Origin of the sequence: Mucilaginibacter sp. PPCGB 2223, from assembly GCF_001705515.1 — a bacterium.
GTDB lineage: Bacteria > Bacteroidota > Bacteroidia > Sphingobacteriales > Sphingobacteriaceae > Mucilaginibacter.
Genome location: NZ_MDJS01000001.1, coordinates 269,133 through 281,813, shown reverse-complemented (window position 1 = coordinate 281,813; position 12,681 = coordinate 269,133). Strand labels below are relative to the sequence as shown.

Here is a 12,681-nt window from a genome sequence, read left to right as displayed (position 1 = left end):
CCGAAGAATTCTAAAACACTCTTTTTCTTTATTACATGTTGACTATGTTAGGCTGGACAATAAATGGAACTATACAAACATTGTAAGCCCCTATTACCGGTTGTATCTTATAGACGAAGGCGAAGGGCTTGTTTCGAACTCAGAAAGCACAGTAAAACTTGAGCCGGGCTATATTTACCTGATACCCAGTTTCACGTTATGTAACCTACACTGTGAAAGGTCTTTAGGTCAATATTTTATACAGTTTTTTGAAGAATCGTCCGATGGAATTTCGCTATTTTATAACAACAGGTCGATAATGAAATTAAAGGCAAGTTTGTTAGACCTTGAAAATTTCAAAAGAATACTTGCGATCAATCGCGGCCGGGGCATTAACCGGTCTGATAATCCTAAGGTATATGAAAAAAACGTTTACTATAAGGAGTACCAGGAACTAAACAGTATGCAAAGCATGTCGGCCTTTATGGAAACCCAGGGCATTATTTTGCAATTAGCCTCCAGGTTTCTGACGCCCGAAACCTTCGAGCAAAATAAGCTCAGTTCTATCCCCTCAAAAGTTTTAGATGCGATTAGCTATATCCAGGTTAATCTCCATGAAAACCTCACCGTTAAATTGTTAGCAGAAAGGGCAAATCAACACCCCGATTATTTTTCAAGGTTGTTTTACCAATACACAGGCGAAAGGCCCCTGTCTTATATTAATGACAAGCGTATTGAACGGGCCCAGTACCTGATTACAACCACGAACATGCCCTATAGTGATATTGCAAAGGAAACCGGCTTTGAAAACGTTCCTTATTTTTCGAAGATTTTCAAAAAACTAACGGGTATGACGCCCAGCGGTTACAAAAAAAAGAACCAAAATATTAATACTGTATAAGGGTTATATGCGGTATATTAACTCCTCCGGGGAAAAGTTTATCATGGCAGCTACAGAACCGAATTTACCCGATTTAGTAAAACAACTTCCCACCAGTATCTGAAACATTTGAATACCTTGATTCAAATGTCCTGAGGATATCTCCCGGACCTAAAAGAATTAAAGTATCGCCAACAAAAAAGATCAAAGCTGCTGGTAGGCTGGGTATACTTTCTCTGGCAGGGTATTGACACTTTAACCTTGACAAAAGGACCAAGGCTGGGTTTGCTTATTTGCGGTGATGAGTACGGTTACAAAACGTACCCATCACCGCAAACTGGTTAATTAGGTTGAAACGGTGTGGCCTCCGCAAATTCAAAAAAAGTGCTGATACATTTTTCGGGAGACTGGTTTGAGTCGATCACATAGTCGCTTAGGGTGCGGTAGGCCGGGTTGATCATGTTGCTTTTTGCCTTACCAACTTCGTCATAGGTATAGCCACGGTATGCTATCCGGTTACCTAAAATTTCGGTTGCTTGTTCAACGTGCCCCAAAGGCCTTAGTTGTACTACCTTGATATCATTTTGCACAAGGAATGCTTTTAGTTGCGTAAGATATTTACTGTTGGTAAAAACAACATGGCCGCTACCGGTATCCACGATCTGTCCTTTATTGTGTTTTAAGGCAAATACGATCAAATGATACTTTAGCCAATCCATAGCTTCCTGGTTGAGTATCTTTTTTTGCACCATGTCTTTGATCAACTTTTTTTTTTGATCAACCTGCAGGCTTTGGTTCATTTGCGATAACTTCTCTGCTCCAAATACTTTCAAAAGCCAATCCTGTATCACCGGGGTTTTATACCAATAGTCCCAGCAGATCATATCCAGCGGGATAAAGTTCATCCCTGTTTTTTCAGATAATGTTTTAGCAAAAGTTGTTTTTCCGGCGCCTGTTGGCCCAACAATTAAAAGTTGCTGCCCTGTTCGGATCTTTTTGAGGTGCTTTTCACAAAGCTGTATTTCCTCCCTGGCCCAGTCAAGCGCATCGCCAACAAATTTTTCGGCTGCGGGTGCCGGCCTGGCACATTTGGTAATGATATCCAGCCCTATCCGTACCCTGTTTGCGTTTTTATTGATCAGTTCTTTTACATAGCGTTCTTCTTGCTCTTCAAGTCCGCCACGCTCCAGCATCCTGCGGTCAAGCGCCAGTACATGCGTAAAAGCATAAAAACCGTGAAAGATGGCCGGCATAGGCCGCGGGATATCCAGCCGGATGGGGCTATCGTACAATTCATCGGTATTGTTTAAAAACAAAGGGGCTGGTTCGGCAAATTGTAAGCCAATGGCGAATAGCTTATTGTGGGCCATCTCGTGTACAAAAGCCTGGCTTAAACAGATATAATCGTTCACAGTGGCCCACATGCTGCCATACACGTTTGGCGGTTGGTGGCTCATAGAACCCCAAAAACCATCTTTGGCATTATCGGTTAGGTATTTGGGATGAAATTCGTTTATAATTTCCCCAAACTGGGTATGGATTTCGGGCCAGCATTGCAGCAATAGCTGCTCGGCTTTATAAATGTGGTGATGATCCGCCGGGGCGTCCTGCAGGTTGTTGGCAACTGTATCTGTAAAGCGGATAGCCACTTTGCCACCAAATATGGTGAGCTCATTAAGTTGCGGGCCGGTTACCTTAACTATCGGATTATTATTTAAAGCGTCTAAAAAAAATTGTGTATCGCTGCCATCTGCTTGCGGAATGGCTATTGCATTTAGAGTTTCAGTGAGTGTCAGCATTTTGCAGAAGTGTTATGAATGATCCCTTTTTTGAATGATGCAGAATCAGATACCGGCTTAAAGCCTTTTTGCTGATAAGGGAAACTTAACCCGGTAACCCCTTCAGCAGGATACCTATCGCCCAATATTTGCACACTATACTTTTGGTGATAGGGTCTGGCCCAGTTGGTAGCCTGCAATTTGAACAATGGCGTACGGAACTCTTCGATGCCATGACAAGACGACCATTCTACCGGCCATGAAAGTACCTCGCTCAAAACTCCGGCATCAGCTGCGTAACCGTTGCATTGCATCCAGTTTAAATGGTTTTCAAGTAACTGGGCATTATCACTGCACGACAGGTTTTGCGGCGCATGGGCAAATAAGCTTAGCCCCATGTCTTCCCAAAGCAGCAATGAATTGAGGGTCTGATCATGTTCGATCAGTGCTGGCGTTTTGAACCGGCTTTGGGGCGAGTTTTTGGCAATATCCCAAATAGTTGGTGCACGTAGCGCATCGTTCTGCTGCTGTTTTTGATCTGGCTCGGCGTAAACGTTTGTAAGGTAAACCCTATTGCATACCCTCGAAGGCGATGATCTGCATGCCACTGTCTGCGAGGTGTAGGCTACCTCAAATGTTTTAGCCATTGATAAAAATGTGCCCCACAGGTGCCCATATAAGTTTAAGCTGCGACTTTGCCACCGGCCTTCATGAACACCGATGAGTGTACTGGCTAACAGTGACTTTCTGAGGCTGGCAAACTTATTGTGCCAGGTATTGCGGGCATCAAGCGAAACCCACATTAATGAAATATTTCGATCGTTCATGCGGGTTGGGTTTGTTTACTTTGATGGATATGATTAATAATACCCGCAATATTCGGGTTTTTCCCCTTGGCCCAATTTTTAAGGAAAACAGCCTCTATGTACCGCAATCCAGGATAGGTTGACAAAGGTTGCACACCTTTATCAATCATTTCTTTTTCTTTAATGGTAAACAGGGTCTTCCAAACCTCGCAATGCTCGGTGCGGTTTCTCCAGTCGCCTTCAATCGAAGTACCCGGACAATGCCCTTTGCACATGGCAAAAAAACGGCAGCCTTTGCACCCGCCAAATTCCTGGGGAGTATTGTATAAGGCGATATATCTCGAATATGATGGTAAGGGGGCTTTTACAAAATCTATTCCTTCTTTATTGGTACGGCCACAATTCGACCTTTTACCATCACCTTCTACGCCTCTTACGGCAGCGGTGGTATATGGGTCGCAGGCGTTCCAAACGCAGCTGGTGTTTTTGTCGTTGGCGTTTAGCAAGCGCTCAATTTCGCCAAACACATCGAACCGCAGATTTTTTAAGCCCTTTTCAAGCTCATGAAAATACAGCATAGCCTCGATATTCTGCCTGGCGCTTAGCCTGAAATTTTCGCCAACCATGGCGTTATCCACTTCCATTAAATGTAAGCGGGCTGATTTGATGCCCATATCGTCCAACTCTTTCATCCAGGCACCCATAGCCGGCAATACGTCGGGCAAGGCATTGCCGGTATGCAGTGTCACGATAATGCCGGGTATAATTGCGTTGTCGATAAGTAACCTGATGTTTTGATGGGTTTTTTGAGATAATTCCCTGGTGCGGGCCAGGGTACCCGCCCAGCGGATATCATTAAGCATTACGGGCCCGTCGACAGATATGCCCACATGAACCTGGTACTTTTTAAACAGCTCAATATGAGCAGGCGTGATCAGCGATCCGTTGGTTTGAATCCCATTCTTACCAAACCGCTCGTAGCCCCAGGCAAAAAGCTCTTCAAGGTCGGCAAAGGGTACCAACAGTGGTTCGCCCCCAAATAACACGAATGAACCGTCTTCACGCAGGATGGCATCTTTCATTTTTTGCATGTCATAAAGCCCGTTTTTTGCTTCAGCATCCCGCTGGGGATGCTGATAGCAATAATGGCAGGCGATATTGCATTTTACGCTCAGCGGCCTAAGTTCTACAGCCATTTTTATAAGTTTATCGTAGTGTCATAATGGGCCGATTCGCTCCAGCTCCAAATTTCTATTGAGCCTCTTACGAAAAAGTCCAGGTCAAATGCATCAGGGTTAGCATTTCCATCAGGAAAGAAATTAGCAAGCGGCACCTGCACATCAACACCAATACCAGCTTTGACACCTAAACCGAAGTTCTCACCGAAAACGTCCACATGCGGCAGAGCGTCCACAATCGGCACCTCAAAAGAAGCCTTGACTTGTACTTCAGTTGTGTAAAGATCTAAGTGGTTGTTGGAAGATATATCTAATATCGGGATAGCAGGGAACGGTAGTGGAGGCAGAGGAATAGTCACTGTGATATCAGTATTTCCTATTATATCAACATGAAAATTAAGCGGCACACTTGGCGGTACTGATGGCGTGAGGGAGTAATCCAAATGGAAATCCAGCTGGTAATCCACATGACCGCTTTGGCAAATCGTTGTAATGTCGTTAAACAGTGTTGCGATATCGGTAACAGCCACCTCGAAGTTATTAACAAGGTTGCTTAGTACATATTTGCCATCCGCAATTGCACCGTTAACTATAGCCTGTACGTATGCTGCAGCAGCGCCGCCATACTGCCCGGCGGCGTCATTAAGCACTGCGTTTAGTAATGCGGATGCCTCCGAGACAAGTTGACTAATGATGACTGACTCAAGCTGGGTAAGATCAGTGAAAGGGGTTGACGAGAAATCGAAGGTTAGTTGAACAGGATACCCGAACCAGGTAAAATCGCAATTAAGCGTTGTTGTATAATCACCTCCGGAAGCGGTTACAGTCAGGCTAATGCTAAATGGCGTATCCGAGCCACTCGTGATATTAACATTCCCTAAGCCAGGCACATCCGGGATGGTATAACTGAAGCTGTCAAGATCAACACTAAAGTTCAAACTCATATCCGTCAGACTGGTGAAATCAAAGTCGAAAGTAAGATCCCCCAGGAGGTCAAAACTATAATCAAGCGAAATGGATATTGTACCGATGTCATCGCCGCCTATGGATATATCTGTATCAACCCCTAACGAGGTCAAACCTAAAATGGTTACATCTACGGTAGTGGAGAACGACTCGAGGCTATCTTCGTTTAAATTGCAGCTAAACGCCGCCCCACCCGGCTGTATACCATATTTGGGGTTCCCGGTGCTGTTGCCGGTGACGGACGCTATTGTCTTACCTTCATAAATGATCGAGATCGGTGACATTTGCAGTTCTCCGGAAACGCCGCTTGAACTGATGGAAAGGGCCGCAAATGTTGTAAAACTTTCAACGCTTACTACCGATAAGAAATTGACACCTTTCTTGGCGGTGCTTCCGTCGGGAAGTTCAACATCCTGATCGCAGAAATAAAAATTCAGTTTTTGGATATTTACATTTCCCAGAAAAGAGGGTGCTTGTGGGCCCAAGGTTGCATTCCATATATCGGCGAGCGTATAAGGCGCATCTGTATTACAGGCCAGGTAAGGGATATTCACTTCGGTATCATCGATGCCTATGCTCACGCCCACTCCTCCGCCAATTTGGTTTGGCGATATGCCCACTTCAAATTTACCTTGCAGCACTGCAAGAATAGAAATAATAGTACCTACTATACTGCCTTCCAATGATATCCCCAGGCTATTTATAACAAGCCCGTTAATTCCAAACGGATTGTTTAGGGTTGTAGTTTCGTCGGCCGAAAATGCGATCATTGCCCCGTCATCAGCGCATCCGAAAGACAGGGTGCCTTGAATACTTAATTGTGTTATATCAGGCGGAGGGCTGGTTTGGAAATCATAGTCGAGTAGTATGGTGGTGCCTATTTTTATTTGTGGTAGCTCCGAACTGATGGTTAAGCTAATGCCGTTGATGGTGAAATCGGTGTTCTGGGCATTCGGAAAATTGATCTGTATTCCGGGGATATCTCCTGTTAATGAGAAATCCCCATCGTTATAGCTAATAGTGATGTCTATGGTTGTATCCCCTAAAAAGCCGCCCAGGTAACTAAGCGCCGGGTCTAAAATTCCGGTCGAATCGGTAGAAACCATGGTTAATGTTGCAACAACCTCGACCCCATCACTGATACCGGTGTAATTAGTGCCAGGGATAGCATAGGTTGAGTCGTCAAAGTTTGAGATCACAACAAACAGGCTATCGAGTTGTACACCGGTAAATAGTGATAGATCATCAGAGAGAATGGTCAAACTGCTACCGCTCAGGTCGATAGCAACATAGTATTGTGATAGTCCATCATATAGACCCAAATCGAGTGTAAGGTTTGTTTCAACAATAACTAAGTCGGCCGAAAACGTAAAGCTCGCACCAGTATCATCGCCGGTATCGCAACTAAATTTTACCGCGTTAAGCGTAAGTGCCGTCACAGCTGTCATGCCGTAGGCTGATGGCTCATGTACTGATTTAAAACCAAGCCCCAGATCGGGGATAAGGGTATTCAGTTCAAGGCCGCCGTCCTGGTCAGACCAACTGGCATCAATGGATATGCCACCCTGGGAATCTGTAATGGTGAGATCAAATACTTCACCACCGATTACCGCACTGAAATCGGCCTCCATTTTGTAACCTGAACCATCCTGTACGATATCAATATCGACAGTTAGTTGCAGATCGGGTCCGCTATAAATATTGAGCGAGCAAACATAAGAGAACTGAAAGGTAGCCGGGCTTGTTGACAAGGTAACTGTAGCGCCGGTTATTGACTGGTTACTTACATACGCCGGAAGGCCACTGGCAATTTGTATACCGAAGATGTTGTTTACATCATCAGCCAGGTTGCCTGATAAACTATAACTAAAACTGATCTGGGCGTCGCCATTTCCGTCTACAGAAAAAGTTATACCCAAGCCATTGGTCGTCTCGATACTCTTAAGAAAAAACTCAATGGTGATATCGGTAGCCGATACGGTAAATTGATTTCCTGAAATATCACCCATCGAAACGCCCGAACATTTAATGCCTGTTATTTTATACAAATCAAAAAAACCGGTATGCTTGGGTAAATCAAGCAAAGTGTCGTCAATGGTTAATAAATTACCATGCGTAATCGCATTGGATACCTGCTGTTGTAATTCCTGAATTGTCATATAATTTGTGTTAAGATAGGTTTATTAAAAAATACGTTATAAGTATGATCGCTGCATAAAATCAAGCCCTGCCAATCGTGAGATGGTTCGTATAACGATCGTTGTTATATTGTTGAATATGAATAAATATTTTTTGCCGGTGGTGAAAATGAGGATGAACGAGGATATTTCAGGGTACAAAAAGGCAGATTTTGTGTACAAAATATATTACCTTAGTATCGCTATTTAAACTATTTATCAGGCACCCCTACTATCATGCAGCAAGACATATCAATACTTATTATTGAAGATGATATCCTGTGGGCTGAAGGCCTGAAAGACAATCTCTCTGACTTTGGTTTTTTAGTAACAGGGTCAGCTTACAGTTTTGAAAAGGCGGTACTTGCACTCAATAATCTTAATTATGATATTGTGCTGCTGGATATTAACCTGCAAGGGCGCAATGAAGGATTAGAGTTGGGTAGGATGCTTACGGAATTATACCGTAAGCCTTTTATTTTTATAACAGCCGATATTACCAAACAAACCCTTGATAGGGCGGTTGACCTTAAACCCTCGGCCTATTTAACCAAACCTGTAAACCCTGCATCACTGTATGTAACTATCCAAACGGCGATCAGCAACTTCGGTTCCGGTAAAATAGCGACCGCCGATGGTCCGCAAACACAAGCGGGTGAAGAATTTTTTATAAAAGTAGGTGATAAATACAAAAGGATCAGCTGGAACGATGTTGTCTCTTTGATATCCGATCGTAATTATACTCTGCTATTGAATGCGGCCGACCAAAAGGAGTATTATATCCGCAGCTCTATGAACCGCACTTTGCGTTATATCATACCGGCGCACCTGCAAAGCCGGTTTGTGCAGGTTAGCCGTGCCGAAGCCGTGCAGTTACGTTTTATCCAGGAATTGGTGGCCGATGAAATAATAACCCCCTATAAGCGTATTACAGTTGGCGATACGTTTATCCGCGACATCCGCAAACAATTAAATATTATCGCATAACGGGAGGCTTACGGTAAATACAGTACCCACACCGGATCTGCTTTTAAAAGTGATATAACCGCCATGCTCGGCAGCTATCTGCTTACAAATAGATAGCCCAAGCCCAAACGATTTTTCGCCCGAAGTACCTTGTTGCTTTGCGGTAGTGAAGGTATCAAATATATCGGCATGAAGGTGTTCGGGGATGCCGATACCCTGATCGGTCACGGTAAACTCTGCCCGGTCATTAACAATGCCGGCAGTCAGTTCGATTCTTGCTTCCGGATGACTGAATTTAATGGCGTTGACGATGAGGTTACTTATTAGCCTCATTAATCTTTCGGGAGCCCCCGCTACCGGCAAAAACGGTTCTGTCGGGCTGAATAGTATCTGCTGTTGTTTTTCGGATGCGCGGTAGCGCAGTATCTCTATAGCGCCGGCAATAAGTTGATTAAGGTCTGTGCGTTCTTTTGTCGCCTGGGCACCGTCGGGCCGTAATCCCAATAATTCGTTGATCAATTCGAGCGCGTTTTTTGCCGCCTGTTTAATCAGGCCAAGCGACCTGGCTGCCCGGGCATCAACTTCATCGTTCATCAGCATCGAATCTGCCAGGTACTCGGTGGCGCCGACAGGGCTGCGCAGATCATGCGCCACTACATTCAGTATCCGGTCCTTTTCTTTGTTAGCTTGTTCCAACGCTGTTTTTTGCTTGCCGATCTGATCATTCAAGCCTGTTAATATCTTCACATTACGCCGGCTTCTGCGGTAATTATATAACACCAAAACGATAATGACAACCGCCAACAGGGATAATGACAGCACGATCCATAGATAAATCTTACCCAATTGATTATCCTTTTTTAGCAAACTAATCTCTAACCGTTGGCTGCGGGTATTTAGCTCTTCGTTCAGGTCGGTCTCACGCTGTTCTTTTTTTACCAGGGCGATAGAGTCGCGCATGCTGATATATAGCTTATAATAAGCCAGTTCAGGTAATACGAGGTGTTTAGCGGCCGCATATTGGTACATCAGTCGTTCCCAGTTAAGCCGGGCATCTTCGTTGTATTGTTTTTTTAGACTTTTATCAAGGCGATCCAATATGTTTTTCATCAGCGGATATCGTTTCTGCTGAAAATACAGATCGGCCAGGTGCACTTGTGTGGATTGGGCATCGCCAATGTCGCCTACGGGTTTATTGGTGAATTGCAGGCTTCGTTTAAAGAATACCTCGGCAGAATCGGTGCGCCCGGTATGATACAAGATCTGCGCGATAGTGCCATACACCACGCCACGGTTACGTTCGGCGGCTTCCTCGTTATAACGGGCGTTGGAGCTATAAGCTGTAAGATTTTCAGAGTGACTTATCTGGGCCAAAGCTTTTGCACAATATAACCGTGCGCTATCGTAATGCCCCAATTTTTCATCACATAAGGCAATATTGTTCAGCATTTCCTGCCGGTCATAATCATTGTCAATACGACTGCCCGGATGACGGCAATTATCAAATATCTGCAAGGTATGCACAAAATACGATCTCGCAGCAGCATAACGTTGCTGTTGATACATAGCCAACCCTATCAAGTGATATATCTGATGTGCATGGCATTCTTCGCCCGCCTTTTCAATTATATTTTTAGCTTTAAAAAATTCATCGATAGCCGGTTGAACCTCGCCCAAATTATACAGTAAATTACCTTTATTAAAATGTTGTGAATAGGAATACCGGAGCCAGATACTATCTGTCATAGGATGCCGGTCGGCAATAAGCACGGCAGAATCAGCAAATAATATCGTACTGTCACGTTTCCCCATCAGTTGATAATAAAAAGCATCGTGTGAATAACGCAGCATATCAAGCTGGTCGGAACGAAACTTTTTAGCCTTGCATACCGAATCGACAATGTCAATGGCTTTGCGAAAATTATGCTTAGCTATCTGTGTATTTGCCAGGCCAAACATCCGATTGAGTTCTGGCTGTGGAATCAGTGGTAATTGGCGTGCGTTGTGGCATGAGGCTAAAATAAAAGCACATATCAGGAAGAGAATAAAAATGACGGATATAAGCCGGAGCCGGCATATCCGCAGATACTTATTCATAATTATCGTTGTAGGGCTTTAATATTTACAGCATGCTAAAAATAATAAAATGGCCCGATATGTGTCTATAGCCTAAGAAAGAAATTGTTTGACCGCCTCACGCAATCGCGCAGGCCACAGAGCAGGTTAAATGCATGATGGCCTCCCGGATTAAAAATTTTCTCTAAATGAGCTTTAATTACATAGGTGGACCAGCATACCTGGTATTTAGGGATCTCGCGTTTCTTTTAATGATCTCAGAGACAAATCAGAAACAAAAATCCACTTTCCAAAGGAAATCACGAAGTAATACTTATTCTACAACATACAGTATATCAATTAAGTATGAGTGATTTTATTCTTCTTAGTAAGTCATGTTTATGCGTGCCTATTTACCGATACAGAACTTTGAAAAAATGTTATCCAGTAAATCATCTGTAGTAACCACACCGGTTATCTCACCAAGATAATGTAGCGCTTGTTTGATATCCAGGGCCAGAAAATCGGAAGTGATTGGGTTATCGATACCATGAAGAACGCGTTCTAACGCATCGTATGTTTTTTGTAAGGCTTCCAGATGGCGGATATTGGTTACTAATGTCTCATCGCCGGCAAGCTGGCCATGTACTGTTTTATCATAGATGGCTTGCTTCAATTGGTCGATATGTTGCTTTTCACGTGCCGAAACCGCTATCGTATCCACATTAGCTGGCAAATCAAATGATGTTTGCAACAAATTTTCAGTCAAAAGATCGATCTTGTTGGCTATAGCCAACACCGGAAGACCATCTTTTACCAGGCTTTTTATATCCCGCTGCACATCTGCAGGAGTAAGTGTCGCAGCATCAAAAACATAAAGTAATAAAGCCGACTGACTTATTTTTTCGAGTGTCTTTTCAACCCCAATCGCTTCGATCGTATCGGTGGCCTCGCGTAGTCCGGCAGTATCAATCAAACGGAAATTAATTCCGTTGATATTCAGCACCTCCTCTATCGTATCGCGGGTAGTGCCTGCTATTTCGCTCACAATTGCCCGCTCCTCATTTAACAAAGCATTCAACAGAGTTGACTTACCGGCGTTGGGCCGCCCGGCGATAACTGTATTTACACCAGATTTAATAGCATTACCCAATTCGAATGATTGGATAAGTTTGCCGACCGTTCTGCTGATATCAATGATCAATTGTTGAAGCTGACTACGATTGGCAAACTCTACATCTTCTTCCGAAAAATCCAGTTCGAGTTCGATCAGCGAAGCAAAATTCACTAACTGTTCTCGCAGGCTCTTCAATTCGCTGCTGTATCCTCCCCTCAGTTGCTGCATTGCTACCTGTTGCGAAGCTTTAGAGTTTGAAGCGATAAGATCGGCAACTGCTTCGGCCTGGCTTAAATCAAGTTGGCCATTGATGAATGCCCTTAACGTAAACTCCCCGGGTTTGGCAGCCCGGGCTCCTTTTTTTATCAGAAGTTTGATGATCGATGTAATAATATATGGCGAGGCATGACAGGAAAACTCTACCACATTTTCGCGGGTGTATGATTTTGGCGCTATGAAGATGGAAGCCAATACTTCGTCAAGTATCACATCCTCATCAACAATATTACCAAAGTGGATAGTGTGTGATGCCTGCCTTGCCAGATCTTTACCTTTGAAAACACTATTGGCAATAACAATAGCATCAGGCCCCGATAAACGAATAACAGCTATGGCGCCCACTCCACCGGGTGTGGCTAAAGCAACAATGGTATCTTCCTTAACAATTTGCGACATTGCGGCAAAGGTCGGTAATTGATGTCAAAATCAGGCTGATTTTGATAATCAAAAAGAGTCTTCTTACTTTAGTATGTTAATGTGTTGTCTGAAACACAGCGCAG

General features: G+C 43.9%; 8 protein-coding genes. 2 read left to right on the top strand and 6 right to left on the bottom strand.

Annotation, left to right across the window (positions count from 1 at the left end; all coding sequences use genetic code 11):
* Positions 1-298 precede the first annotated feature (298 nt).
* Complete coding sequence (locus BEL04_RS01275; protein ID WP_254659502.1) at positions 299-880, top strand: AraC family transcriptional regulator; 582 nt, start codon at positions 299-301, stop codon at positions 878-880.
* 320 nt (positions 881-1,200) lie between these two features.
* On the opposite strand, the gene BEL04_RS01270 is transcribed toward BEL04_RS01275, so the two are convergent.
* From BEL04_RS01270 to BEL04_RS01255, 4 genes are read right to left on the bottom strand one after another with little or no spacing between them, the layout of a single operon-like run.
* Positions 1,201-2,658: an HEXXH motif-containing putative peptide modification protein gene (locus tag BEL04_RS01270; protein ID WP_065999347.1), complete on the bottom strand. Its 1,458-nt coding sequence runs from the start codon at positions 2,656-2,658 to the stop codon at positions 1,201-1,203.
* Entirely contained in the window at positions 2,652-3,464 is an 813-nt protein-coding gene (locus BEL04_RS01265; RefSeq protein ID WP_065999346.1) for a hypothetical protein, read from the bottom strand. Before BEL04_RS01265 ends, BEL04_RS01270 begins: the two co-directional genes overlap by 7 nt.
* The gene (locus tag BEL04_RS01260; RefSeq protein WP_065999345.1) at positions 3,461-4,639 is read right to left on the bottom strand and encodes a radical SAM protein; all 1,179 of its coding nucleotides are present in this window, start codon (positions 4,637-4,639) and stop codon (positions 3,461-3,463) included. Before BEL04_RS01260 ends, BEL04_RS01265 begins: the two co-directional genes overlap by 4 nt.
* 2 nt (positions 4,640-4,641) lie before the next feature.
* The gene (locus BEL04_RS01255; protein WP_065999344.1) at positions 4,642-7,746 is read right to left on the bottom strand and encodes a hypothetical protein; all 3,105 of its coding nucleotides are present in this window, start codon (positions 7,744-7,746) and stop codon (positions 4,642-4,644) included.
* Positions 7,747-8,001: 255 nt separating this feature from the next.
* Here BEL04_RS01255 and BEL04_RS01250 point away from each other — a divergent pair, with 255 nt between their 5' ends.
* Positions 8,002-8,751, top strand: a complete 750-nt coding sequence (locus tag BEL04_RS01250; protein ID WP_065999343.1) for a LytTR family DNA-binding domain-containing protein — start codon at positions 8,002-8,004, stop codon at positions 8,749-8,751.
* Here BEL04_RS01250 and BEL04_RS01245 read toward each other — a convergent pair.
* Positions 8,734-10,827, bottom strand: a complete 2,094-nt coding sequence (locus tag BEL04_RS01245) for a HAMP domain-containing sensor histidine kinase (RefSeq protein ID WP_083227709.1) — start codon at positions 10,825-10,827, stop codon at positions 8,734-8,736. The genes BEL04_RS01250 and BEL04_RS01245 overlap by 18 nt on opposite strands.
* A 367-nt stretch (positions 10,828-11,194) precedes the next feature.
* Entirely contained in the window at positions 11,195-12,577 is a 1,383-nt protein-coding gene (gene mnmE, locus BEL04_RS01240; RefSeq protein WP_065999338.1) for a tRNA uridine-5-carboxymethylaminomethyl(34) synthesis GTPase MnmE, read from the bottom strand.
* Between the last annotated feature and the right edge of the window lie 104 nt (positions 12,578-12,681).

What these genes read in the sequence shown, in the direction of transcription:
- BEL04_RS01275 (WP_254659502.1), top strand. Translation starts at nt 299, where the DNA reads ATGAAATTAAAGGCAAGTTTGTTAGACCTTGAAAATTTCAAAAGAATA.
- BEL04_RS01270 (WP_065999347.1), bottom strand. Translation starts at nt 2,658, where the DNA reads ATGCTGACACTCACTGAAACTCTAAATGCAATAGCCATTCCGCAAGCA.
- BEL04_RS01265 (WP_065999346.1), bottom strand. Translation starts at nt 3,464, where the DNA reads ATGAACGATCGAAATATTTCATTAATGTGGGTTTCGCTTGATGCCCGC.
- BEL04_RS01260 (WP_065999345.1), bottom strand. Translation starts at nt 4,639, where the DNA reads ATGGCTGTAGAACTTAGGCCGCTGAGCGTAAAATGCAATATCGCCTGC.
- BEL04_RS01255 (WP_065999344.1), bottom strand. Translation starts at nt 7,746, where the DNA reads ATGACAATTCAGGAATTACAACAGCAGGTATCCAATGCGATTACGCAT.
- BEL04_RS01250 (WP_065999343.1), top strand. Translation starts at nt 8,002, where the DNA reads ATGCAGCAAGACATATCAATACTTATTATTGAAGATGATATCCTGTGG.
- BEL04_RS01245 (WP_083227709.1), bottom strand. Translation starts at nt 10,827, where the DNA reads ATGAATAAGTATCTGCGGATATGCCGGCTCCGGCTTATATCCGTCATT.
- mnmE (WP_065999338.1), bottom strand. Translation starts at nt 12,577, where the DNA reads ATGTCGCAAATTGTTAAGGAAGATACCATTGTTGCTTTAGCCACACCC.